We start from the raw sequence: 25,152 nt of genomic DNA on the forward strand, positions 1-25,152 counted from the left end.
GCGTCCGCCGGGCGCCGGGTCACCCCTGGCCCGGGAGCCTGACGGCGCCGGGGACACGTCGGGGCGCCGCCGCGGCCGGAGTTGCGACAGACTGTGCGGATGCGAGGAATCATTCTGGCCGGCGGGTCCGGCACGCGTCTGCACCCGATCACCCTCGGCGTGAGCAAGCAGCTCGTGCCGGTCTACGACAAGCCGATGATCTACTACCCCCTCACGACCCTCATGCTCGCGGGGATCCGGGACGTGCTCGTCATCACCACCCCGCACGACGCCGAGTCGTTCCACCGCCTGCTCGGCGACGGCTCGCAGTTCGGCATCAACATCTCCTACACCGTCCAGGAGGTGCCCAACGGCCTGGCTCAGGCCTTCGTGCTCGGCGCCGACTTCGTCGGGGACGACAGCGCCGCCCTGGTCCTCGGGGACAACATCTTCTACGGCCCCGGCATGGGCCACACCCTCAACCGGTTCGGCGACATCGACGGCGGCGCCGTCTTCGCCTACCACGTCGCCGACCCCACCGCCTACGGCGTCGTGGAGTTCGACGAGAGCTTCACCGCGGTCTCGCTCGAGGAGAAGCCGGCACGACCGAAGAGCTCCTACGCCGTGCCCGGCCTGTACTTCTACGACAACGACGTCATCGAGATCGCCCGTGACCTCCAGCCCTCCGCACGGGGCGAGTACGAGATCACCGACGTCAACCGCGTCTACCTCGAGCAGGGCCGCCTCAAGGTCGAGGTCCTCCCCCGCGGCACCGCGTGGCTCGACACCGGCACCTTCGACTCCCTGGCCGACGCCACCGCGTTCGTGCGCACCGTGGAGGCCCGGCAGGGGCTCAAGATCGGCTGTCCCGAGGAGGTCGCCTGGCGCCGGGGCTTCCTCGACGACGACGAGCTGCGCGAGCGGGCCGAGCCGCTGCGCAAGTCCGGCTACGGCGAGTACCTCATCGCACTGCTCGAGCACCGCATCTGACCGAGCGCCCGGGGGCACATCCCTCGAGGCGCTGGGAGCCGGACCATCGGCAGCCGACGGCTCGATGGGCGGTCGGCTGCCCGTGCTCGTCGCTGACCTCAGGGAGCGAGCACCGTCGGCGCCGCCGCGGCCCAGCGCTCCTCCCACGGCCCGATCGGGGCCACGCCCGCCGCGGTGAGGGCGTCGTGGCCGAGCACCGAGTAGGCGGGCCGGGGCGCGGGACGGACGAACGCGTCCGACGTCGTCTCCCTCACCATCGCCGGGTCCTTGCCGAGGGCCGCGACGATCGCCCGGGTGAACCCGTGCCAGGACACCTCCCCCGCGGACGTGCCGTGGTAGGTGCCCGACGGCGCCCCGGCCTCGACCAGGCGCACGACGAGGTCGGCGACGTCGGCGGTCCACGTCGGCTGGCCGACCTGGTCGGCGACGACCTGGAGCTCGTCGCGGTCCGCGGCGAGCCGGGCCATGGTCTTGGGGAAGCAGCCGCCGTGGGCGCCGTAGAGCCACGCCGTGCGGACGATGAGGTGGTCGGGGTTCTCCGCGCGGACGGCCCACTCGCCGGCCGCCTTGGTCCGCCCGTACGCCGAGCGCGGCGCCAGGGGGGCGTCCTCGGCGTACGGAGAGCTCGCCGCGCCGTCGAAGACGTAGTCGGTGGAGACCTGGACCATCCTCGACCCGGCCACGCGGGCCGCCCGCGCGAGCAGCTGCGGCGCGACCGCGTTGAGGGTGAAGGCCGGGGCCTCGGTGGTCTCGGCGTCGTCGACGGCGGTCCACGCGGCGCAGTTGACGACGACGTCGATGTCGCGCACCGTCGCCTCCACCGCCGCCGGGTCGGTCACGTCGAGCTCGTCGCGGTCCGCCGCGCGCACCTCGTGACCGGCCTGCCCGAGCCGGGCCACCACGTCCGTGCCGAGCATGCCGCCCGCCCCTGTCACCAACCAGCGCATCGTCTCTCCCTCGTCGTCGGTCGTCCGCGAGGGTATCCGGTCGGCCGGTCCCGCCCCGAACCGGTGGCCGCGCTGCCAGGATGAGCCCGCCTGTCCCGATCACGCCCGCCGTCCTCCGCTGCCCTCATCTGTGGGGGTAGTCTCGGGCCGCACCCCTGCCGCTCACCGGAGACACCCATGCGCGCACCCCTTGCCCGGCTCGTCCTCGCGCTGCTGGTCGCGGCCGCGACGCTGCTCCCGGCACCCACCGCCGGCGCCGCCACCGAGCGCTACCCCGTGCCCGCGTCCGGCGAGTGGGCGGTCGACGGCCGGGGCTGGGGCCACGGCCGGGGCATGTCCCAGTGGGGCGCCAAGGGCGCCGCCGAGGCGGGGCTGACCCACGCCCAGATCCTCGACTTCTACTACCCGGGCACCACCCTGTCCGCCCTGGGCAGCTTCCCGGGCACGACGGCGAACCCGACCATCGGCGTGGGGCTGACCTCCCTCGGCCTGCTCAGGACCACCACGGTGACGCTGTGGACCCCGGCCGGCCAGGGGTCGGTGCGCGTCGAGGTCGTCGGCGGGGCGGGGGTGACGCTGGGCGCCGGCCGGCTCACCGTCACCAGGTCGGGTGACGACTTCACCGTCGTGCACGCCGCCACCGGCGCCCGGCACACCCTCACCGGCGCCGCTGTGCGCGTCTCCACCGCCGACGGCGTCGTCGTGGCCCGCAGCTCGACGACCGGCACCTGGTACCGCGGCTCCGTGCGGCTGGCGGACGTGTCGAGCGGCGACGACGCGTTCGACGTCGTCAACGACGTCCCGCTCGAGGAGTACCTGCGCGGCGTGGTCCCCCAGGAGATGCCCGCGTCGTGGAGTGCCCAGGCGGTGCGCGCCCAGGCGGTCGCCGCGCGCAGCTACATGCTCGCCGAGGGGCGGCGCACGGCCCGCTACGACACCTGCGACACCACGGCCTGCCAGGTCTACGGCGGGCGGGCGACGGTGGACACCGACGGCCGCGTGATCACCCCCCGCGAGCACGCCCTCTCCGACGACGCCATCCGGGTGACCGCCGGTCAGGTGCGCACGTACGGCAGCGCCGTGGCCCTGACGCAGTTCTCCTCGACCAACGGCGGCTGGTCGGTCGCGGGCGGGGCGAGCACCCCCTACCTCGTCTCCCGCGCCGACCCCTACACGGGCACCGCGGCCGGGGACACCCGCACGGTCTGGTCGACCACGCTCAGCGCGACGACGGCGGCCCGCTACTGCCCGTCCGGCCAGACGCTCTCCGCCCTCCTCGTCACCGGCCGCGACGGCAACGGCGCGCTCGGCGGGCGCATCACCGGACTGTCCGTGGAGTGCAGCGGCGGCGTGCACGCCGTCCCCCGCGCGTCGTGGTCCCTGGGGATGCTCTCCCCCTGGTGGCGACCGCAGGACCCGCCGCACACGTTCTACCTCTCCACGACCTTCTCCTCCACCGCGGACATCGTCTTCGACGCCGGCTACGGCGACGACGCCGCCCTCGTCGGCGACTGGGACGGCGACGGCACCGACACCGTCGCGCTGCGCCGGGGCTCGACGTTCCTCGTCCGCAACTCCAACGACGCCGGCCCGCCCGACGTCACCTTCACCTACGGCCGCGCCGACGACGTGGTCCTCGTGGGCGACTGGGACGGCGACGGCGTCGACACCCTCGCGGTGCGCCGCGGCGGCGAGTACCACGTGAAGAACTCGGTGACCTCCGGCGTCGCCGACGTCGTCGTGCGGTACGGCCGCGCCGACGACGAGGTGCACGTCGGCGACTGGGACGGCGACGGCGTCGACACCCTCACCGTGCGGCGCGAGGCGGTCTACTACGTCAAGAACTCCCTCGAGGGCGGCCCGGCGGACGTCGAGGTGCGCTACGGGCGCCCCGACGACGTCGTGCTCACCGGCGACTGGGACGGCGACGGGGACGACACCCTCGCGGTGCGCCGCGCCAACGTCTACTACCTCGCCAACGCGCTCGAGGGCGGCGCGGCCGACGTCGTGGTGTCCTACGGGCGGGCCACCGACACCGTCCTCGTCGGGGACTGGGACGCCGACGGCGACGACACCCTCGGGGTGCACCGCAGACCCTGAGCGCCGCGGCTCGGGGTCCGCACCGCGTCAGGCGCCCCGCACCGCGCGGACGTGCCGGCCCCGCCCCGAACCGCCCGCCGGGCCGCAGTAGGGTGGGGGCCGTCGTCCGCCGCGTCCGAGAGGGAGTCCCCCGTGCAGTTCCGCGAGTTGAAGGTAGAGGGGTCCTGGGAGATCACCCCCAGGCAGTTCGCCGACCCCCGCGGGGTCTTCCTCGAGGTGTTCAAGGAGACCGCGTTCACCGAGGCGGTCGGGCACCCGCTGGACCTCAGGCAGGCGAACTCCTCCATCTCGGCCGCGGGCGTGGTGCGCGGCATCCACTTCGCCGACGTCCCGCCCTCGCAGGCGAAGTACGTCATGTGCCCCCGCGGCGCCGTCCTCGACGTCGTCATCGACATCCGCGTCGGCTCGCCGACCTTCGGCCAGTGGGACTCGGTCCTCCTCGACGACGTCGACCGGCGCGCCATCTACATCTCCGAGGGCCTGGGCCACGCGTTCTGCGCCCTCGAGGACGGCTCGACCGTGGTGTACCTGTGCTCGGAGCCCTACGCGCCCGGACGCGAGCACGGCATCAACCCCCTCGACCCGGCCGTCGGGATCGACTGGCCCACGACGGCGCGTGACGGCTCCCCGCTGACCCTGCAGCTCTCGGAGAAGGACGAGGAGGCCCCCGGCCTGGAGGAGGCCCGTGACACCGGTCTCCTGCCGACCTACGCGGCCGTCCAGGACTACCTCGCCTCCCTGCGCGGGTGAGCTCCCCGGGCGCGTCGGCGCCGGGCGCCGCCGGGGTCGTGGCGGTCGTCGTCACCTACCGCCCCGACGTCGCCCGGACCCGGTCCCTGCTCGCGGCGCTGGCCGCCCAGTGCGAGCACGTCGTCGTCGTCGACAACGGCTCGGCGGCGGGTGACCTGGCCGAGGCGTGCTCCTCGACGGGGGCGGAGCTGATCGCCCTGCCCCGTAACGAGGGCATCGCCCACGCCCAGAACGTCGGGATCGAGCAGGCGCTGGTCCTCGGCGCGCGGTTCGTGCTGCTGTCCGACCAGGACTCCATGCCGGCGCCCGACATGGTCGGCCGTCTCCTCGACGGTTTCCGGCGGGCCACCGCCGCCGGGCGCCGGGTCGGCGCCGTGGGCCCGGTCTCCTCCGACACCCGCTCGACGAGCGAGCAGATGGTCTACGTCACCCGCCGGTGGGGACCGCGCCGGGCCCGGCCCGAGGACGCGCGGGACGGGCTGGTCGAGGCGGCGTTCCTCATCGCCTCCGGGTGCCTCGTCACGGCGGAGGCCCTGGCGGCCGTCGGACCGATGAACGAGGCGTGGTTCATCGACCACGTCGACCTCGAGTGGGGGCTGCGCGCCCGCCGCCGGGGCTACGCGCTCCTCGCGGTGACCGACGCGCGGCTCGACCACGAGCTCGGCGACCGTCTCGCCCGGGTGCCGGGGCGGGCCCAGGAGGTCCACGTCCACGCACCTGTCCGCAACTACTACCTCGCGCGCAACACCGTCCTGCTCATCCGCTCCGGCCTCATGCCGCTCGCGTGGAGCGTCGGGTACGTGGTCTGGCTGGCGAAGTACGCCGCGTTCAACGTGGTGGCGGTCGCCCCGCGTCGCAGGCGCGCGGCGATGCTCGCCCGTGGCCTTCGTGACGGACTCCTCGGCCGGACGGGGCCCCTGGGCGCCTGACCGGCGCCGGCACACGCGAGCGGCCACGCCGTCCGCGGCGTCCCGGACCGGTGACCTCAGCCCCTTGTCCCGGTGACCACCGCGGCGGATCATGGTGGCACCGGGACGAAGGAGTCCGCCATGGCCGCCGTGGCAAGGTCGATGCGAGGGGTGTTCGCCGGCGTCGTCGCGGGGGTGCTCCTGATGTTGCCGGGGATGACCGGCGCGGCGGCCGAGCCCGACCGTCAGGTCGTCACCCGCGGCGCCCAGTGGTTCGTCGCGGGCGGACCGAGCTTCACGTACGGGCGCAGCGCGGACGTGCAGGTCATGGGCGACTGGAACGACGACGGCGTGCGCACCCCCGGGGTCTTCCGGGCCGGGACCTGGTACCTGCGCAACACCCTCGGCTCCGGCGCGGCGGATCTCGTCGTCGCGTTCGGCCGGGCCGGTGACCGCCCGGTCGTGGGCGACTGGGACGGCGACGGGCGCACCGGGATCGGCGTCGTGCGCGGCAGCACGTGGTTCCTGCGGGGCACCCCGACGAGCGGGGTCGCCGAGTCCAGCTTCCGCTTCGGCCGACCCGGGGACACCGCCGTCACCGGGGACTGGGACGGCTTCGGCGGGGCCGGGATCGGCGTCGTCCGGGCCGGCGGGTGGTACCTGCGCAACACCCCCGACGGCGGCGGCGCGAGCATCTCCTTCGGCTACGGCATCCCCGGTGACGTGCCGGTCACCGGGGACTGGGACGACGACGGTCGCACGGGGATCGGCGTGGTTCGCGGGGCCACCTGGCACCTGCGCAACGTCGCCTCCACCGGTCCCGCGGACCTCGTGTCCATCTACGGCCGGTGCGGGGACGGCGTGCTGAGCACCCACGCCGCCCGGACGGAGGCGGGTGTGCCGCCCTCCCTCCGGGGCACGGAGTGGTCCGTCCTGCCCACGACCGAGCGCGTCGTCGCGCTGACCTTCGACGCGGGCGCGAACGCCGACGGGATCCCCTCGATCCTGTCCACGCTCCGGGCCACGGGGACGCCGGCCACCTTCTTCCTCACCGGCGCGTGGACGCAGTCCTTCCCCTCGTTCGCCGCCGAGGTCGGCCAGGCCTACCCGGTGGGCAACCACACCCAGAGCCACCCGGACCTCACCACGCTTCCCGACGCCGACGTGCGGGGCCAGGTCACCTCGGCCGACACGGCGATCCGCGCGTTCGCCGGCACCGATCCCCGCCCGTGGTTCCGCTTCCCGTTCGGGGCGCGGGACGCCCGGACGATCTCGCTGGTGAACTGCCTGGACTACGGCTCGGTCCGCTGGACCGTGGACACCCTGGGCTGGCAGGGCACGTCCGGCGGGCAGAGCGCCTCGACGGTGGTCAGCCGGGTGCTGGCGAACCTGCGTCCGGGCGAGATCGTCCTCCTGCACGTCGGGTCGCACCCCACCGACGGCAGCACCCTCGACGCCGACGCCCTGCCGGCGATCATCCGTGAGGTCGAGGCGCGCGGGTACCGCTTCGTCGACCTCGACGACTACCGCTGAGGTGGCGACCGGCCACCTCGGAACCGTTCGCCCCGCTACGGCTGGGCGGCACTCCCCGTCTTCTCGGGGTCCGCGACGGGGACCGCCCCGCCCCGGGCGAGGAGCAGCCCGACGGCGCCCAGGAGCAGGTCCGCGCCGGTGAGCAGCACCCGGCTGAGGAGGACGACGAGGACGACGGCACCGGTCCCGAGCTGGGTGGTGAGGACCGCCCCCAGGACCGCCTCGCGGATGCCCACCCCCGCCGGGACGACGAGCACGAGGAAGCCGACGGTCCACGCGAGGGCGTAGCCCCCGGCGGCGAGGGCGTACGTCGCGGCCGTGAGGTCCATGCCGAGCGGGACCGCCAGGAGGCTCACCTGGACGCCGGCGGTGAGCCAGGACAGCACCGACCAGAGGGCGGCGAGGGCGACGCCGCGGGCGCTGACGGGCTTCTCCAGCGGCGGCCGCCGGGTCAGGCGCAGCGCCAGGCCGAGGACCCGGTTGAGCACGGGCGGGGCGAGCAGGACGAGGAACGCCGGGAACGCCCAGCCCACCCAGCTGTACGCGGCCGCGTCCTCTCCGGGCGCGACGGCGATCGCGGCGAGGGCGAGCGCGCTGCCGGTGACGACGGAGACGAGCAGGGACACCGCCATGACGGAGACGGAGCGGCGGCGCGGGATGGCGTGGTCGGCGCCCATCTCCGCGGCGGCGAGGATGTTCCACACCCCGCCCGGGAGGTACTTGGCCACCTGGGAGACGAAGAACAGGGCGGCCGCAGACCGCAGGGACAGGGGCGAGCCCATGTCGGCGAGCACCACACGCCACGACAGCATCGTCATGACGACGAAGACGACGCTGACGGCCAGCGAGGCGGCGAGGGTCGCCGGGCCCAGCCGGACGGCCGCCGAGCTCACCTCCTCCCACTGGCTCGCCACCGCCCACACGGCAGCGGCGAGAGCCAGGAGCACGAAGCCCCGCCGCACCCAGCGCGAGCGCAGTGCCTCCACGACGCGTCCCATCAGCGACCTCCCCCGGCGCGCGGCCGGACGGCCTGGAGCGCCTCGACGACCGGGGCGGCGACGGCCGCCGGTGTGAACGCGCGCGCTGCGAGGTCCGCCGCCGCCCGGCGCCGTGCCGCGAGCTCCCCGGGGTCCGCCGCCAGCCGCGCGAGCGCGTCCGCGAGCGCCGTGGCGCTGCCCGGGGGCACGAGGACGGCGGCGTCGCCGAGGACCCGGCGCTGCGGGGCGGTGTCCGCCGTCACCACCGCGGTGCCGGCCGCGGCCCCCTGGTAGACCTTGTTGGGCACGACCCGCAGCGCCTTGCCGGAGGCGCCGAAGATCCCCAGGCAGACGTCGTGCGCGGCGACGACGGCCGGCAGCTCCGGCGGGTCGACCCAGGGCAGCCAGCGGACCTCGTCCAGGCCGGCCACGAGGTCGCGCACCTCGGCGGCGTCCTGACCGTCACCGACGAGGGTCGCGCGCACGGCCACGCCCCGCTCGTGCAGCAGGCGCAGGGCACGGCCGATGACGGGCGCACCCTGGAGCGGGGTGAACAGGCCGTAGAAGATGACCGTGAGGCGCCCGTCGGCCCCCTCCGGGGTGTCGACCCCGACCGCCCGGCCGGACGCCTGCGCGGCGGCGGCCGTGAACCACGCCGACGGCGCCCCCACGGGAGCGACGACCGTGTCGGACCGCCGGCCGGCCGGCACCAGTGCGCGGTGCTCGTCGGTGTCCACGACGACGACGTCGGCGGCGGCGATCGCGGCGCGGTCGAGCAGGCCCAGCAGCCAGGTACGCACCCCGGTCGGGGTGCCGCGGTCGGTCGCGGTGGTCGCGGCGAAGACGAGGTGGTCCAGGACGACCACCGAGCGGGGGAAGAGGAGACGTGCGAGGAGGACGTCGAAGTGCCCGAGGTACCCGACGACGACGACGTCGGGCCGCGGCCACCGGCGCCGTGCCGCGACGGCCAGCCGGGCCCACCGGGACAGGACCCGCGCGCCCAGGCCCGCGACCCGCCAGGGCTGCTGGAGCATGCGCACACGCTCGGCGGTGGACAGGCCGAGCGGGCGGACGAGCTCCGAGACGTCCAGGCCGTGCGCACGCATCCCGTCGAGGAGCACCTCGATCCTGGGGTGGCGCTGGGCGTCGTAGGTGCCGAAGCCCAGCACCCTCACCGTCGGTGGACCGCTTCTCCCGCGGTCACGTGCGGCGCGGCGTCGCTCTCCCCGCCGGGGACGACGGTCTCCCCGGTGGCGGTGGTCGCGGGCCGGGCGCCGCGCACCGCGTCGGCGGGCGCCGCGGGAGCGTCCGCCGTCGCGGGCAGCGCGTGGCCGCCCGCGGGCCACAGGGCGGTGACGTCGGCGAGGACCTCGGCCGGCGGGCGGTACTGCATCTCCTTGAGCCTCTCGAGCGACTCCTCGAGCAGGACCCGGTTGGTGCGCTGGAGGTCGGCGATGACGAGCAGCGCGTAGCTGAGCAGGGCGCCGACGAGCATGGCCGTGCCGAAGATGAGCGACTGGACGTGACCGCCGGCGTCACCCATGAGCAGCAGGACCAGGTACCGCACGAACGGGATGAGCGCGGCCACGAGCATGATGGTGCCCAGGCCGCCCAGGACGATGTGCGGCTTGAACATGAGGTAGGAGCGGCTGATCGCCGTGCCCGACTTGAACATGTGCTGCCAGATGTTCTTGAACAGCCGCGACTCGCGGGTCTTGGCGTTGGTCGTCACCGGCACCGACGCGATCCGCAGCCGCTTGTTCCCCGCCTGGATGATCGTCTCCATGCAGTAGGAGAACTGCGTGACGACGTTGAGCCGGATGAGCGAGGCCTTGGAGTAGGCGCGGAACCCGCTCGCGGCGTCGGGCAGGTCCGTGCCCGCGGCGACGTTGACCACCTCGGACCCGATCTTCTGCATCGCCTTCTTGAACGGGGAGAAGTGGGCGATCTTCGAGGTCTGCCGGTCCGCGATGACGATGTCGGCCTCGCCCCGCACGATGGGCTGGACGAGGTCGGTGATCCGGGACTGCGGGTACTGGTTGTCGCCGTCGGTGTTGACGACGATGTCGGCGCCGTGGGCGAGGGCGTAGTCCACGCCGTCGCGGAACGAGCGCGCCAGACCCATGTTGCGGGCGTGCTGGACGATGTGCGTCACGCCGTGGGCCCGGGCGACCTCGACGGTGCGGTCGGTGGAGCCGTCGTCGATGATGAGGATCTCCACCGCGTCGATGCCGGGGATCTCCCGCGGGATCGTCTCGAGGACCGACGGGAGGGTCTCCTCCTCGTTCAGGCACGGAACCTGGACGAACAGCTTCATGGACTCCTCGAATCGCTCGGTCGGCTCGTCGCGAGGGGCGCGACGACGGTGCCGGACGATCCGGACCGTCGCACCGACACAGCGAATCCTACCGACTCGGCCCCGCCCGGCTCAGTCACGTCGCTCACACTCCGGCCGGCGGCGCCCGCTCGGCCGTTACCCTCGAGGGTGTGTCGCAGACTTCCTACCGCCGGACCGTCGCTGCGCTGACGGTGCTCCTGGGAGCGGTCATGGCGCTCTGGGCGGTCCTCACGCCCGGGTTCCGCGCGCCCGACGAGCCGCAGCACTACAACTCGGTCATGCGGGTCGCGACCGGCGGCGGCTGGCCCGCGCCGGGCACCGCGATGATCTCCGACGCCACCCTCATCGCCACCCGGGAGGCGGGTTTCAGCCGGCAGGACCAGGGCATCGGCATGTTCACCGCCTCGCTGCTGCCCCGGGGAACGCTCCAGGGCTGGGGTGCGGACTTCGTCGAGCTGCAGCCCTCCGACCCGGCCCAGCGGTCGGTGCTGGACCACACCGCGAACCTCCAGGACGAGATCGCGCCCAGCCACGACCAGATGACTCAGCACCCGCCCCTCTACTACGGCCTCATGGGCGGGCTCGTCGCACTGCTCGGCGGTGACGGGTGGCGCTGGGACGTCCAGCTCCTCTTCATGCGTCTCGTCGACGCGTTCATCGCCATGTGGTCGGTGCCCCTCGTGGCAGCCACCGCCCGCCGCGTCGTCGGCTCGGCCACCGCCGGGGTCGTGGCCGGCGCCGGGGTCGTCGGGATCGGCCAGTTCGCGCACATCAACGCCGCCGTGACGAACGACTCGCTCACCACGGTCCTCGGGCTGGGGGTGACCTACCTCGCCGCCCGCGCCCTCACCGGCCGGCACACCACCGGGCTCGTGGTGGTCACGGGCGTGACGCTCGGGCTGGGCCTGCTCACCAAGGGCTTCCTCCTCGCCGCGATCCCCGTGGTCGCCCTCGCGTTCGTCCTGGGCAGGGCGGGCAACCCGCGGACGGGGCGGCGCTGGCTGTCGGCATTCGCGGCCCTCGCCGTGGCGTTCGTCGTCGGCGGCTGGTGGTGGGCGCGCAACCTCCTCGTCCACGGCACGCTCCAGCCGTCGGGCATGCCCACCCCCCGGATGGACTGGGGCGACCAGACCCCCACCGCGGTGGAGTTCGTGCCGGAGGCCTTCGAACGCCTCAACCGGTCGATCTGGGGCAACTTCGGCTGGCTCGAGGTGCCGCTGCCGTTCTGGCTCGAGATGACCCTCGGGATCCTCCTCGTCGTCCTCGTCGTCGCGGCCGTCGTGGTCCCCTCCCCCGAGCGTCGGCCCATGGCGGTCCTGCTCGTCCTGCCGGTCGGCACGCTCGCGGTCGTCATGGCCGGCTCGGTCGCCCACTACTCCTCCACCGGACTGTTCGGCGGCCTGCAGGGCCGCTACCTCTTCTCCGGTCTCGCGGCGATGCTCACCGCCGTGGCCTGGAGCCTCACCCGGGGGACGCGGCGGATCGCCCCGCGGTTCGTGCGCTGGCTGCCGCTGGCGTCGGTCGTGACGGCGCTGGCCCTGGCGGCCTTCTCGGTGGTGTGGGCGTTCCAGGCCTTCTACCAGCCCTATGACGGCTCCGTCTCCGACGCGGTCGTCCGGTGGGGGTCGTGGAGCCTGCTGACGACGCCGTGGCTCGCCGTGACCGTCGTCGCGCCGGCCGTCCTCGGCGTCGCTGCCCTCGTGCTCGCCCGGCCCGGGGCACGGGCGGACGAGCCGCGCCCGGCGGGCGAGCTCGCCCTGCACCAGCGCGGCTGACAGCGCTCGCGGCCCGGCGACGCTCCGTCTGCGGGCGGGCTCACGACCCGGCGACGCTCCGTCTGCGGGCGGGCTCACGACCCGGCGAGACCGCGCCCGGATGCCGGTCCACGCGGACCGCCGTAGGATCCCGGGGTGCCCGTGGACGTCGACCTCGCCCGTCCGGCGCACCCCCGTCCGGACCTCCCCGCCGCGCGCGCCGCGGTCTACCGTGCCGACATCCAGGGGCTGCGCTCCCTGGCGGTCCTCCTGGTGGTCGTCTACCACGTCTGGCTCGGAAGGGTCTCCGGGGGCGTCGACGTCTTCCTCATGATCTCGGCGTTCCTCCTCACCGAGTCCTTCGTCCGCAAGGTGGAGGCGGGGCGGCCGCTGGAGCTCCTGGGCCACTGGGCGCACCGCTTCCGGCGCCTGCTGCCGGCCGCCGTCGTGACGATCCTCGGCACGGTCGCCGCCGTGCGGCTGCTCGCCCCGGCCTCCCGGTGGGAGGAGACGATCGACCAGGCGTGGGCGTCGCTGCTGTACGTCCAGAACTGGCTGCTGGCCTCCCGGTCGGTCGACTACTACGCCGCCGAGCACGCCACGGCCAGCCCGTTGCAGCACTTCTGGTCGTTGTCGATCCAGGGTCAGGTCTTCATCCTGTGGCCGATCCTCCTCGCGCTCGGCGCATGGGTCAGCCGGCGCACCGGGTGGTCCTACCGCGGGGTCCTGGCGGTGACGTTCGGGACCGTCTTCGCCGCCTCGCTCGCGTGGTCGGTGGTCGAGACCGCCGCGAACCAGCCCTTCGCCTACTTCGACTCCAGGGCCCGCCTGTGGGAGTTCGCCGCCGGCTCCCTGCTGGCGCTGGCGCTGCCGCTCGTCCGTCTGCCACGCGGGCTCAAGGTGGTGCTCGGGTGGGCCGGCCTGGCCGCACTGGTGGCCGTCGGGCTGGTGCTTCCCGTCGAACGGGCCTTCCCGGGCTACGTCGCGCTGTGGCCCATCCTCGCCGCTGGGTCCGTGCTCGCCGCCGGCGGCACCGGCACCGCGCTCGGCGCCGACCGGTTCCTCTCCTTCCGCCCGCTCGTCGCGCTCGGGAACAGCTCGTACGCCCTGTACCTCGTCCACTGGCCGATCCTCGTCCTCTACCTCGTCGCCACCGGCCGGGAGTCCGCCGGCCTGCTCGACGGGCTCGCGATCGTCGCGTCGTCGATCCTCCTGGCCGAGCTCGTCACCCGCGTCGTGGAGACGCCGCTGCGCCGGCTGTCCTGGGCGGAGCGCAGCCCCCTGCGCGGCGCCGTCGTCATCCTCGTGAGCCTGGCGCTCGTCGCTGCCCCGCTGACGTGGTGGCGCAGCGCCCTGGCGCAGGAGGCGGCGGAGGCCGCGGCCGCCGGCGCGCAGGACAACCCCGGCGCGGCCGCGCTCGCCGCCGACTACGAGCCGGCCGGCGACCCGGACGCCCCGACCGTCCCCCTGCCGGCCGACCAGCCCGACTGGTTCGACCTCGAGCAGGAGTGCGAGGGGCGGTTCCGCCCGGACGAGGAGGCCCTGTCCGGCCGGTGCACCCAGAGCCCCGCCGTGGACGACCCGGAGCGGGTGGTCGTCGCCCTCGGCGACTCGCACACGCAGCAGTGGACGGCGGCGGTCGCACCGCTCGCCCGGGAGCGGGGCTGGCAGATCGTGTCCCTGCTCAACGCCGGCTGCAACTTCGGCGACCCCACCCACTCCTCGCAGCCCGACCACTGCGCCGACTGGCTGCCGATGGCGTACGACTTCGTCGAGCAGCTCGGGCCGGACGCCGTGCTCACGATCGCGACCAACACCTACCCCAACGGCACCCCCGAGCGGGTCGTCCCGGGGTACGAGGAGACCGCGGCGCGCTTCACCGACGCCGGCATCGAGGTCATCGCCCTCCGGGACAACCCGCGCTTCACGTTCGACCCCTACGAGTGCGCCCTCGAGGAGGAGGACCCGACGGCCTGCTCGATCCCCCTCGAGGCCTCGATGGCGACGACGAACCCGGCCGCCTCGCTCGCCCGCACCCCCGGCGTGCACGTCCTCGACCTCACTGACCTCGTGTGCCCGGACGGCACCTGTCCCGCCGTCATCGGGAACGTCTACGCGTACTTCGACAGCAACCACCTCACGACGACGTACCTCACCTCGCTCGCCCCCTCGCTCGAGGAACGGCTCCTCGCCTCCACGGGGTGGTGACCAACCCCGCGGGGCACGACGAGCGGGTCGGTGTGGGGGTGCGACCTCGCCTCACTAGGGTGGGCGGGTGAGACCGTCACCGACGCTGCCGGCCGACCCACGGCTGGCCCGGGGCGTCGTCGCCGTCCTCCTCGCGACCGCCGCGTCCGCCACCGCCGTCGCCCTCGCGACCCCCCTGTTCTCCTCGGCGGACGAGGCCGTCCACTTCGACCACGCCTATCAGGTGTGGCGAGGCACCCTGCCGGTCTTCGAGGACGGCGCGGTCGTGGACCCGCCCTTCGGGTTCGTAGCGCCGTGGCAGTGGACCGCCCAGCACCCGCCCCTCTACTACGCCCTGCTCGCGCCGGTCGTGGGACCGGTGACCGGGGCCGCCGGGTACCTGCTTGCCGGGTACGGTGCCCGGGCGCTCAACGTGGGCATCGCCGTGCTCCTGGTCGCTGCGGTCATGTGGGCGACGGCGCAGGTCCTGCCCCGCCGGCCGCGCCTCGTCCTCGCCACCGGGGTCGTGGCCGCGTCGAGCACGTGGCTCATGCGTACCGGCGCGGAGATCTACAACGACAACTTCGCCGCCCTGTGGGCCACCGCACTCCTCGGCGTCACCGCGCGGGTGCTGCGCCTCGGGATGACGCCGGGGCGCACCGCCGCCCTCGCGGCCGTCGGCAGCGCCGGGATGCTCAGTCGTGCCGCGGTCGCCACCGTGCTCGCCGCGTGCCTGATCGCCGTCGTCCTGTCCGCCCTGCCCGGCGGGCGACGGGGCCGCTGGACGCGACTCCTCCGGTCCGCCGGCTGGGCGACCGGGATCGGAGCGACGGTCCTCGCGGCGGCACTGTGGTTCTACGTGCGCAACTACCGGCTGACGGGACGTTTCACCGGCGGTCAGCCGGAGTGGGGCCAGGAGGTCATGGGCCGGACCGAGCGCAGCCTGGCCGAGCTCGTCACCGACCCCGCCGGCTGGGTGCGGCTGGGGAAGCTCTTCGGTCACGGCCGGGCGTTCGACGCCGAGCTCCTCACGGTCGCCACGGTTGTCCTGCCCCTGCTGGTCGGCGTCGTGGTGCTGGTGCGGCGGCGGCGCGAGCACCCGCCCGGGCGAGGCGACGCCGGACCGCTGGCGCTCGTCGGTGCGACCACGGCGCTGGTCGTCCTCCAGCAGCTGCTCTACGCCACGGAGGGCGGGCAGCTCCACGCCCGCTACCTGCTGCCCGTCGCGGTGCCGGTCTTCCTCGTCCTGGCCGCCGGGCTCGCCGGTCTGCCCCGCGTGGGCGCGGCGGCCCTTGCGGTCTGGGCCCTGGTGGTCCAGGGCCAGCTCGGGACCTGGATGGTCGCGGCCGTCACCCGGGTGCCGGAGCCGGGGGACGCACCGACGTTCCCCGTCGCCGCGGTCGCCGTCCTGCTGCTCGGCTACGTCGCCGTCACCTTCGCGGTCCTCTCGGTGCGCGCGACCCCGTGGGTGGCGCCGGGACCGCCCAGGCACGTCCGGGCCGGGCGGTCAGCGCTGCCCTCACGCTCGCCGGAGCGGGTGCTCGCCACCTGATGCAGGGCGAGCGGCGAGGCCGTGCGCCCGCGGGTTGCCGTCCCGGTCGTCAGCCGAAGGCGACGTCCCGGACGGCCTGGAGGTAGGTGCGCCCGGCCCGGTCGGTCGGCTCGAGGATCGCTCCCTCGGCCCACTCGTTCCACGCGTTGATGAACACCAGCCGCTCCTCCGGCGGCCGGTGCATGACGGCCGCGGCCGCCTGCGCCACCCAGCGCCGGAACGTGTAGGGGTTGGAGCCGTACCAGACGTCGGGCCGCCACTGGCGCCGCGCCGTGTTGTCGAAGTTGACCATGACGCCGGGGTTGACGCCGTCGGCGAGGGTGCGCAGCCGGGTCCGCGCCGCCTCGGCCAGCGCGCCGTAGCTCATGAGGTTGCCCCGGAACTGGGGCTGGAGGGCGAGCTTCTCCGCCGGTCCGGGCGCCCAGGGGAGGTTGTGCGGGGGGAAGCCCAGGGTGCCGTCGAGGCCGTGCTCGCGGAAGTTCGCGCCGATGCCGTCGAACTCCTCGGCCACGGCGACCGCCAGCACGAGGAGCTCGCCGACGCCCTCCTCGCGCGCCCGGCGCCGCCACGTCTCGAGCACGGCGTCGAAGTCGTCCATCTGTGCCGGCCGGTACACCGCCAGCACCGGACGGCCGCCGACGCGCAGGTAGCGGGGGTCCTTGAGGAAGGGCATGACGTCGTCGATGAAGGACTCGGCGGGGACGAGGTCGTAGTCCTGCCCGATGAGGATGTCGGAGGAGCGGCCGTCCCACCGGCGGGTCCAGTTCTCGTTGGCCCACATGATGCAGAACGGCATCGGCGTGTCGGACGCGAGGAGCCGCTCGATGGGCTCGGAGAGCAGTCGCTGGCCGGCGAACCAGTAGTAGTAGTACATGAACGCGGCGATGCCGTGCTCCCGCGCGAGGCGCGCCTGGGCCTCCCGGATCTCGTCGAGCCGCAGGTCGTAGAAGCCCAGCTCGCTGGGCAGCTTGGGCTGGTGGTGGCCACGGTAGACCGGCCGTGCCGCCGTCACGTTGGTCCACTCGGTGAAGCCCTTGCCCCACCACACGTCGTTCTCCGGCGTCGGGTGGAACTGGCCCAGGTAGAACGGGACGAACCTCACGCCCGGGGTGCGGGGGGCGGCGAAGCGGTAGCGCTCCCAGCCCCCGGTGGGCGCGGCCGGGAGGGTGTCGGTCTCGGTGAGGGTCAGCCCCGCCTCCTCGGTGAGGATGCCGATGGAGCGCTCGATCGCGTGGGCGGTCGTGCCGTCGATCTGGCCGGCCTCGTCGTCGAAGTCGTCCGCGGTGAGGTTGAGCGCACGCAGCCCCTGCAGGACGAAGGCGCGGACCCAGTACATCGACCCGGCGGCGAAGCGGAGGGCGTCGTGGTCGACGTCGAGCTCGAGGCGGCGCAGCAGCTCGCGGGTGATCTGCTCGTCGGCGCCCCAGAACTCCTTGCCGACGATGTTTCCCGGGGCGGTGACCAGCCCCAGGTTCGGGTCGTCGGCGAAGGCGTCCAGGATGGCCGTGACCTCGTCCTGCCCGCCCACCAGGGAGGAGAGGAACTGGTCCTTCCACTCCCCGCCCGAGCCGCTGAGCTCGGCGTGCTCCTCGCGCCAGGCGCTCTTCTTGGTGTGCAGCTTCAGGACCAGCTCGTAGGGGTCGAGGATGCCGGCGTTGACCACCTGGACCAGGGGGAAGATGTCGCGGCCGCGGTTCTCGACGTCGAAGAGGACGACGTTGCGCAGCCGGGGCAGGCCGTCGCGCGGGACGGTGACCGTCTCGCCGGAGGCGTTGGTGACCACGAGGTCGAACTCGACCGGCAGCGCCGCGAGGCTCGCGAGGAGCTCGGGGAGGAGGTCGGCGTAGAAGACGTGGACGACGACGGCGATCTTCGCCGGGCTCTCCAGCGGCAGCTGGGGGTCCACCCGCCAGCTGTCCGGGTGGCCCGACGCCTTGCGGCCGGCCCCGCGGCGCAGCCAGGCGCCGAAGTCGACCGGGGAGACCGAGCGCGACCGGCCGGGGAGGGTGCCGTCCTCGAGGTAGGTGATGACGCCGGACTTGGCGATCATCGAGTAGCGGGCCGCGCGCCGGCGCACGCCGGCGACCGTGATCTTGCGCATACGTCTTCTCTCCTACAGCCAGTCGGACAGCTCGACGCCGAACCGGCGACGAACGACCTGGGCCGCGTTCTCGGCGCCGGGGGCGGTGGACGGGTCGTTGATGAGGGTGCGCTTGACGAACGGGAAGCCCACCGCGAGGAGCTGCTGCCAACCCGCCAGGGTGGGGTTCTCGGCGCCGACCCCGAGGTCGTTGGACCGGAACTGGGTGGACATGGAGTACCCGCCGCCGAAGCAGGTCCGGGTCAGGCCCACCTCGTAGCGGTGGACGACGTCCATCTTCTCCTTCTCCACCCGGACCTTGCGGAAGAAGGTGCGGAAGGGCGGCTCGGCCAGCACGCCGTCACGGAAGCCCACGAAGAAGCTCTGGATGTGGCGGCCGAGCTGGTAGGAGTCGGTGAGCGACCACACGTCGGTATGCCCGGTGTCGAACGCCTCGAGCAGGGGCGCGATCGGCGCGAACGGACCGGCCATGGAGTCGTTGGTGAGGATGACCCGCGGCAGGGCGGCCACCGCCGGGTAGCGGTCCAGGGCGACGGCCCACGAGCCGAAGTCGTAGCCGAGGTTCGGCCGGCGCAGGACCACCGTCGCCGCGGGCAGCTCACCCGGCCAGACGAGCGGCTCGGGCGACTCGCACGTGGAGACGACGACGCAGCGGTACCCGCCGTCGTCGAGCTGGCGCACGAGCTCGAGGAGCGAGCGGGACATGACGTTCCCGCGCGAGTACTGGGCGACGAGCGCGGCCCGGCCGGTGGCGGTGACGTCCACGTCCGCGCCGTGCTCGACCGTGACCCGGTCGCCCACGACGTCCAGGACGAGCGGGCGGTCGGCCTTCCTCACTTCATCATCCCGCGCACCGCCCGCAGGGGGGCGGTCAGGCGCCAGGAGACCGACTTGCGCATGAGGTGGATCTGCTCCCAGCTCTCCAGGAGCCGGCCGTTGGTGCTGGCCACCTCGCTCTGCAGGGTGGACAGCGCGGTGCCGGTCTCCGCCAGCTGGGACTGGACCTGGCGCAACGCGGATCGGGTGCGGCGCAGCTCCTCGGCGGTCGGGTCGGCGGCCGCGACGGGAATCCCCGCCCCGGCGAGCTCGGCGAGCTCGGCCTCCAGCGCCTCGACCTCGGCGCGGGCGGCGTCGCGGGCGGCGATGAGGTCGAGCAGGTGGCCCTCCGCGGGACGGTCCACGCGCAGGTAGGCCGACGTCCCGGCCATCTCGCTGAAGGGCCGGAACCGCTCCTTCTTGTCCAGCACGACGAGGGAGTCGTGCACGTGCACGGCGTCGAGGTGGGTGGCCCAGACGGTGGTGGCGTCCGCGCCGTCGGTGTGGTTGGCGTGGAGGTCGTCGAGGCGGTCCTTGACCCACTCGACGAACGTGCCGGCCCGCCCGCGTCCGCCCTCGTACTCGGGCCAGTAGGAGGTGTGGCAGTCCTCGACGAGCAGGACGCCGTCCTCGGCGAGGAGGGGGAACAGGGTCTCGACGGTGGTGCGCTGCTGGACCATGGTGTGGCCGCCGTCGTCGATGACGACGTCGAACGGGCCGTACCGGCCGTGGAGGCGGCGCAGGACCTCGGGGTCGGCCTGGTCGCCGAGCTCGACCGTGAAGCCCGGGCCCGCGGCCTCCTTGGCGGCCGGGTCGACGTCGAGACCGACGACGGTGGCGTCCGGGCCGAGGTAGTGCTGCCACATGGCCAGCCCGCCGCCGCGGTAGACGCCGATCTCGAGGACGCGCACGGGACGGTCGCGGAACCGCTCGAGGTGGCGGTGGTAGGCGGGGAAGTAGTGGACCCACTTGTCGAGCGCCCCGCCCGAGCGGTGCGCCAGGAAGTAGGCGTACAGGGGGTTCGCGGAGAGCTCCTCGCTGCGGCCCGAGAGGTAGAACGCCGCCCGGTAGGCCTCGTTCACGAGGTCGTGGCCGAGGCCCTGGCTGCGCAGGGCCTCGCCGAGCTCCTGGGCGGCCTCGGCGTCGGTGCCGACGCCCTGCAGCGGTGCGGTCAGCTCCCGCCGTGCGTTCTCGTCGAGGTCGGCGGCGGCGAGTACCGCCTCGGCGGCGGCGCGGTCACCGGTGGCAAGCGCCTCGAGCGCCCGCTGGAGGGTGGGCAGGTCCAGCGCCCTGCTCGCGGGCGCGGTCCCGCCGCCGGCGGGGCTGGTCCCGCCGGTGGTGGCGGGCGTGGTCGCGCCGCCGGTGGTGGTCTCCTCGGTCATGCTCGGCTCCCCTTCGCTGCGATCGACGGTTCGGGGCTCCATCGCCCGACGATACGGGTGAGGCCGGGCTCGGTCACCGCCCGGTCGGCCCGCACGATGAAGTCCTTCTCGCGGTCCGCGTAGTCGTAGGTGTGTCCCTTGGTGATGAGCGACGTGCTCACGGCGAACGTCCCGGGCTGGATGGGCAGGGTGTCGAGGTGGAAGTCGACGAAGCTGGGACCCTGCGGGAAGTCGTACGTGCGCCGCTCCTGCCCGGAGTTCGGGCCGGCGAGGGTCATGCCCGACTCGTGCACGAACGCCAGGCCGACCTCGACGTCGTGGACCGCCTCGCGGGCGTGGACGTGGACGCGGACGGTGCAGGCCTCGCCGGGGCTGACGATGGGCACCTCGGTGCCGTCAGGCCCGAGGATCTCGATGCTCTTCATCCGGACCTCGCCCGAACCCAGGCGCGGGACGGGGGCGAGGACCTCGGGCGCGTCGCCGTCCCCCGCCTCGTCGGCCTCCTCCTGCCGGCGGGCGAACTCCTTCTGGTTCACCGAGGCGAGGTAGCCGTCGATGACCTCGCGGACGTCGCCGACCATCTTGGGACGGCCGTGGTCGAGCCAGACGGCGCTGTCGCACAGGTCCGCGGCCAGGCCCAGGGAGTGCGTGACCAGGACGATGGTGGTGCCGCGCTTGCGCAGCTCGAAGAGGTAGTCGAAGCACTTGCGCTGGAACTCCTCGTCGCCGACGGCGATGATCTCGTCGACGATGAGGATCTCCGGGTCGAGGGTGACGGCGACGGCGAAGCCGAGCCGGACGTACATCCCCGAGGAGTAGACCTTCACGGGCGAGTCGATGAACTCGCCGATGTCGGCGAAGTCGATGATCTCGTCGATCGATGCCTCGATCTGCTTCTTCGTCAGGCCGAGGATCGCGCCGTTGAGGTAGATGTTCTCCCGCCCCGTGAGTTCGCCGTGGAACCCGGCGCCGAGCTCGAGGAGGGCCGAGACCCGGCCGTCGACGAGCACCCGGCCGGAGTTGGGCCGGTAGACGCCCGCGAGCACCTTGAGCATCGTGGACTTGCCCGAGCCGTTGTGGCCGATGAGGCCGAAGGTCGAGCCCCGGGGGACCTCGAAGCTGACGTCCTCGAGGGCGTGGAAGACGTGCTTGCCCTTGGCGGACCCGCGGACGAACCGCTCCTTGACGGTGTCCCGGCGCTCGTTGTGGATCGTGAAGGTCTTGCTGACGTTCTCGACCCTGATCGCGACCTCGGTCATATCTGCTCCCCCAGGTCCCCGCCGCGGCGTCTGTACACGAGCGAGCCGAAGACGAGCGCGGCGCCCGTCCACAGTGCCACCGACACCCACTGCGTCAGCGTGCCCGGGGTGAGGTCGTACACGAGCGCGCGGAAGAGGGTGATGAACTCCGAGATGGGGCTGAACTCCACGATCGCCCGCAGCGGGACGCCGCGCCAGGTCTCGGGCACGAACTCCGGGGTGTAGATGATCGGCGTGAGGTAGAAGAGCAGCTGCAGCGCCACCGCGACGAGGTGGGCGAGGTCGCGGTAGTAGACGTTGAGGATCGCGATGCCGGTCGCGACGGCGGAGGAGAACGCGACGAAGAGCACGAGCAGCGCCGGGACGAGCAGCCACGTCCACGACAGGTTCCCCAGGAAGAGCAGGACCACGAGCAGCAGGCCGAGCTCGATGAGGCTCTGGACCCCCACGGCCAGGCCCGCGCCGAGCACCGGCGCGTACGCGGGGAAGTAGATCTTCTGGAGCAGCCCGCCCGAGCCCAGGAGCCCGTTGATGCCGGCGTTGATGCTGGAGTTGAAGAACGACCACAGGGCGAGGCCGGCGAACAGCCAGACGGCGAAGATGCCCTCACGCCCGCTGCCGAGCGGGGGCGGCTGCATCCGGAAGACGATCGAGAAGATGATCGTGTAGATGCCCAGCGTCGCCAGCGGGACGACCAGGGACCAGGCCCAGCCGAGCAGGGTCCCGTTGAACTTGGCCTTGAGGTCGCGTCTACCGAAGTTGTTGATGAGGTTCCACTGCCGCCAGATCGGGACGGCGGGGCGGATCTCCTGGCCGAAGGTCGCGCTCACCGCTCACCGCCGGCGCAGCCGTCGGTGGGGCCAGCGGTGCCCGTCGTCGGCCGCGGTCGTCCGCGCATCGAGTCGTCCTGCCTTCCGGTGCCAGTGCCACGTGGTGCGCCCGCGCCCGGACCAGGTGCTCCCTGGCGGGGGCCGGCGACAGACCAAGGTAGCAAGAGGATCCGCCCGGGTGCCCGGGTGTGCCGGAGGTCTCAGGGCACCGTGACGTCGCGGCACACGAATGGCTTGTGGCTGCCCTCCCCGACATTGGAGCCCGTTACGCACACCCGGTGGCGTCCGCTGTCGGCGGCCAGGGTGGCCGAGAACCCGTGGCGGGAGCCGAGGTGGGGGTAGACCCGCGCGACGTCGCCGCGCTCCCCGCTGGCGTAGAGGTGGCGGCCCCGACCGTCGACCGTCACCCACACGTACACCGGGGAGGTCGTGTCGGGGTCGATGGCCCAGCCGCTGAGGGCGATCCCGCCGTCGACGCCCGTGGCGCGCTCGAAGTTGCCGAACGGCGGGCCGCCGGTGACGGTCACGGTCCGGCAGCCGAGGGGACGGTGTTCACCGGTCCCGACGTTCGAGGCGGTCGCGCAGACCACGTGCTCACCGGGTGCGGCGAAGACCGTGCTGCGGAAGCCGTGACGGTCCCCGTAGGCCGGGTAGGTGCGGCCGACGTCGCCGCGGACCTGGTTGGCGTAGAGGTGGCGGCCCTGGCCGTCGACGGTGAGCCAGACGTACGCGGGCCCGGTGGTGTCGGGGTCGATGGCCCACCCCTTGACCTCGATGCCACCGAGGGTCGGCGTGACCGACTCGAGGTTGCCGTACGGGTCGCCCTCGACGACGACGGTGCGGCAGCCGAGCGGCTGGTGGGTGCCCGCGCCGACGTTGGACGCGGTGGCGCAGACGACGTGGGCCCCCGGGCCGGCGTCGAACGTTCCGGTGTACCCGTGGTCCGGCCCGGCCCCGTAGGCCCGGTCGACGTCGGGGCGCGGGTCGTTGGCGTAGAGGTGACGTCCCTGGCCGTCGACGGTGACCCAGACGTAGATGGGCGAGGTGGTGTCCGGGTCGATGGCCCAGCCCTCGATCCGCACACCGCCGCGAACCACGCTGACGCCGTCGACCATGCCGTAGGGGTTCCCCGTCGAAGGTGGTGCGGGGGCGGGCTCCGGCTCGGGCTCCGGGACGGGCGCGGAGGACGCCGCGATGAGGCGGGCGACCTGGTCCGAGAGGCCGGCGATGCGCCCGTAGATGTCGTTGCCGGGGCACGCGGTGCTCGAGACGTCCCGGTGGCCGAAGACGCGCGGCAGGTTCTTCCCGGCAGGCAGCGCGTAGGTGCCCGGGGAGATGATGCCGCTGGGGGTGGACATGTCGATCCCGGCCGGGCCGAACTTCCAGGCGATGACGTCGGCCATCTTGTCCAGGACGACCTGGGGGGCGTCGACCACGGTGTAGTCGCCCATCGCCGCGATGCCGAGGGTGTTGGTGTTGGCCGGGGCGGCGTGCGCGCCGATCGTCATCTGCCCGTTCGTGGCGGCGAGCGAGCCGCGGCGGCCCTCGAAGACCTGGCCGTACTTGTCGACGAGGAAGTTGTAGCCGATGTCGCCCCAGTCGCGGGTGACCGCGTGGTAGTAGTAGATGCCCCGCACGATCGAGGCGGACTGACCGCTGGTGTAGGTGTTCGTGCCGGCGGTGTGGTGGACGACGGCGGCCTTGAGCTCGGAGTACTTCGGCTGCCACGTCATGAGGGACTCGTCCGCTCCCCAGCCGGCCCGGCTCACGACCGCCGGTGCCGGTACCGCGGTGGGCGCGACCGCACCGCTCACGGCCGGGGTGGTGACGGCAGCCGTCGTGGCCGCAACGGTCGGCGCAGACCCGCCGGTCACGGCTCCCGCCGCGGTGGCGACCGTCACAGCCGTGGTGCCGAGGGAGCGGAACGCCGCCGGCTCCGTCGTCGCCGTCGGCTCCTCGGTGGGCAGGACCTCGGGCTCGGCGGGCGAGTCGGTGATGACCTCGGTCGGCGGCGCCGGGTTCGCGGGCATGAGGCTGAGCTCGAGCCCGGCGGGCAGCTCGGCGGCGTCGCCGGAGACCTGGACCTGGACGGCCTCGGCGCCACCGGTGACGAAGGGGTCGGTGCCCGCGCGGCCCTCGGCGCTGCTGCCCGTCCGGACGGCCCCCTCCTCGACCTGGGTCTCGAGCCAGTCCGACCACACGCCGTCCTCGAGGACACGCAGGAACACCCGCGCACCGGAGGGCAGGGCGGCCCCGGCGTCCCAGGTCAGGCCGGCGACGAGGAACTCCTCGGTGTCCACCGGCGGAGTGAGCACCGCGATGTCGGCGGGGTCGGCGGCGGTGTCGGCCGGCAGCACGGCGGGCACCGCCGCCGCCTCCGGACCGGCGCCGGCCGCAGACAGACCCGCGGTCCCGATGGTGGCGTCGTCGCTCGACGTGCCCGTGGCGTCCTCGAGCTCCGCCACCCCCTGGGCGGCGACGGGGGTGAGGTCGCCGGCGGCGTCCGTGAGCGAGATCACCGTCACCGGCTCGGGCGCGGTGGTCGCCGCCGGGGCCGCGCCGAGCCCGCTCGGCGAGGCCGACGCAGGCTGGGCCGCACCGGCGGCCGGGACGACGAGCGCGCCCCCGACAAGGAGGGCAGCGACGGACAGGGCGGTGGGACGACGAAAAGCCATGGGAGAGCGCCTCAGAACGACCTACGGGGAAGACAACACGGACCTTGGTAAGACCCGTGCCGTGCTCTCGACGG

General features: G+C 73.7%; 18 protein-coding genes. 8 read left to right on the forward strand and 10 right to left on the reverse strand.

Annotation, left to right across the window (positions count from 1 at the left end):
- Positions 1-99: 99 nt before the first annotated feature.
- On the forward strand, positions 100-969 hold the full coding sequence (gene rfbA / locus AAEM63_RS13795) for a glucose-1-phosphate thymidylyltransferase RfbA (protein ID WP_341358820.1): 870 nt from the start codon (positions 100-102) through the stop codon (positions 967-969).
- A 98-nt stretch (positions 970-1,067) separates the two neighbouring features.
- Here the strand turns inward: rfbA and rfbD are convergent, their stop codons facing one another.
- A complete protein-coding gene (gene rfbD, locus AAEM63_RS13800) occupies positions 1,068-1,916 on the reverse strand; it encodes a dTDP-4-dehydrorhamnose reductase (protein ID WP_341358821.1) in 849 nt (282 codons plus the stop codon).
- Positions 1,917-2,093: 177 nt separating this feature from the next.
- Between rfbD and AAEM63_RS13805 the strand changes: the two genes are divergently transcribed.
- The 4 genes from AAEM63_RS13805 to AAEM63_RS13820 all read left to right on the forward strand — a co-directional run bounded on the left by AAEM63_RS13805 (position 2,094) and on the right by AAEM63_RS13820 (position 7,207).
- Complete coding sequence (locus tag AAEM63_RS13805) at positions 2,094-4,016, forward strand: SpoIID/LytB domain-containing protein (RefSeq protein ID WP_341358822.1); 1,923 nt, start codon at positions 2,094-2,096, stop codon at positions 4,014-4,016.
- A gap of 132 nt (positions 4,017-4,148) precedes the next feature.
- Entirely contained in the window at positions 4,149-4,766 is a 618-nt protein-coding gene (rfbC, locus tag AAEM63_RS13810; RefSeq protein WP_341358823.1) for a dTDP-4-dehydrorhamnose 3,5-epimerase, read from the forward strand.
- The gene (locus AAEM63_RS13815; RefSeq protein ID WP_341358824.1) at positions 4,763-5,695 is read left to right on the forward strand and encodes a glycosyltransferase family 2 protein; all 933 of its coding nucleotides are present in this window, start codon (positions 4,763-4,765) and stop codon (positions 5,693-5,695) included. Before rfbC ends, AAEM63_RS13815 begins: the two co-directional genes overlap by 4 nt.
- Positions 5,696-5,815: 120 nt before the next feature.
- Entirely contained in the window at positions 5,816-7,207 is a 1,392-nt protein-coding gene (locus tag AAEM63_RS13820) for a polysaccharide deacetylase family protein (RefSeq protein ID WP_341358825.1), read from the forward strand.
- Between the two features lie 35 nt (positions 7,208-7,242).
- Here AAEM63_RS13820 and AAEM63_RS13825 read toward each other — a convergent pair whose 3' ends face one another.
- From AAEM63_RS13825 to AAEM63_RS13835, 3 genes are read right to left on the reverse strand one after another with little or no spacing between them, the layout of a single operon-like run.
- Positions 7,243-8,205: a lysylphosphatidylglycerol synthase domain-containing protein gene (locus tag AAEM63_RS13825; protein ID WP_341358826.1), complete on the reverse strand. Its 963-nt coding sequence runs from the start codon at positions 8,203-8,205 to the stop codon at positions 7,243-7,245.
- A complete protein-coding gene (locus tag AAEM63_RS13830) occupies positions 8,205-9,359 on the reverse strand; it encodes a glycosyltransferase (RefSeq protein ID WP_341358827.1) in 1,155 nt (384 codons plus the stop codon). The genes AAEM63_RS13825 and AAEM63_RS13830 overlap by 1 nt, the downstream gene beginning before the upstream one ends.
- Positions 9,356-10,501 (reverse strand): glycosyltransferase family 2 protein, encoded by a 1,146-nt coding sequence (locus AAEM63_RS13835; protein WP_341358828.1) that lies wholly within the window; start codon positions 10,499-10,501, stop codon positions 9,356-9,358. Before AAEM63_RS13835 ends, AAEM63_RS13830 begins: the two co-directional genes overlap by 4 nt.
- Positions 10,502-10,671: 170 nt before the next feature.
- Here AAEM63_RS13835 and AAEM63_RS13840 point away from each other — a divergent pair, with 170 nt between their 5' ends.
- The 3 genes from AAEM63_RS13840 (at position 10,672) to AAEM63_RS13850 (ending at position 16,015) form a co-directional block, all read left to right on the forward strand.
- Entirely contained in the window at positions 10,672-12,297 is a 1,626-nt protein-coding gene (locus AAEM63_RS13840; protein ID WP_341358829.1) for a DUF2142 domain-containing protein, read from the forward strand.
- 135 nt (positions 12,298-12,432) lie between these two features.
- A complete protein-coding gene (locus AAEM63_RS13845; RefSeq protein WP_341358830.1) occupies positions 12,433-14,484 on the forward strand; it encodes an acyltransferase family protein in 2,052 nt (683 codons plus the stop codon).
- Between the two features lie 67 nt (positions 14,485-14,551).
- Positions 14,552-16,015 (forward strand): hypothetical protein, encoded by a 1,464-nt coding sequence (locus tag AAEM63_RS13850; RefSeq protein WP_341358831.1) that lies wholly within the window; start codon positions 14,552-14,554, stop codon positions 16,013-16,015.
- Positions 16,016-16,064: 49 nt separating this feature from the next.
- Here AAEM63_RS13850 and AAEM63_RS13855 read toward each other — a convergent pair whose 3' ends face one another.
- From AAEM63_RS13855 to AAEM63_RS13880, 6 genes are all read right to left on the reverse strand, one after another.
- Complete coding sequence (locus tag AAEM63_RS13855) at positions 16,065-18,116, reverse strand: glycoside hydrolase family 99-like domain-containing protein (RefSeq protein ID WP_341358832.1); 2,052 nt, start codon at positions 18,114-18,116, stop codon at positions 16,065-16,067.
- Positions 18,117-18,128: 12 nt separating this feature from the next.
- Positions 18,129-18,953 (reverse strand): rhamnan synthesis F family protein, encoded by an 825-nt coding sequence (locus AAEM63_RS13860; protein ID WP_341358833.1) that lies wholly within the window; start codon positions 18,951-18,953, stop codon positions 18,129-18,131.
- Positions 18,950-20,314, reverse strand: a complete 1,365-nt coding sequence (locus tag AAEM63_RS13865; RefSeq protein ID WP_341358834.1) for a class I SAM-dependent methyltransferase — start codon at positions 20,312-20,314, stop codon at positions 18,950-18,952. The genes AAEM63_RS13860 and AAEM63_RS13865 overlap by 4 nt, the downstream gene beginning before the upstream one ends.
- On the reverse strand, positions 20,311-21,573 hold the full coding sequence (locus AAEM63_RS13870) for an ABC transporter ATP-binding protein (protein WP_341358835.1): 1,263 nt from the start codon (positions 21,571-21,573) through the stop codon (positions 20,311-20,313). The genes AAEM63_RS13865 and AAEM63_RS13870 overlap by 4 nt, the downstream gene beginning before the upstream one ends.
- Positions 21,570-22,403: an ABC transporter permease gene (locus AAEM63_RS13875; RefSeq protein ID WP_341358836.1), complete on the reverse strand. Its 834-nt coding sequence runs from the start codon at positions 22,401-22,403 to the stop codon at positions 21,570-21,572. Before AAEM63_RS13875 ends, AAEM63_RS13870 begins: the two co-directional genes overlap by 4 nt.
- Before the next feature lie 200 nt (positions 22,404-22,603).
- The gene (locus AAEM63_RS13880; protein WP_341358837.1) at positions 22,604-25,078 is read right to left on the reverse strand and encodes an N-acetylmuramoyl-L-alanine amidase; all 2,475 of its coding nucleotides are present in this window, start codon (positions 25,076-25,078) and stop codon (positions 22,604-22,606) included.
- Positions 25,079-25,152: the final 74 nt, after the last annotated feature.

The sequence above is a fragment of the Georgenia sp. M64 genome, from assembly GCF_038049925.1.
Classification (GTDB): Bacteria; Actinomycetota; Actinomycetes; order Actinomycetales; family Actinomycetaceae; genus Georgenia.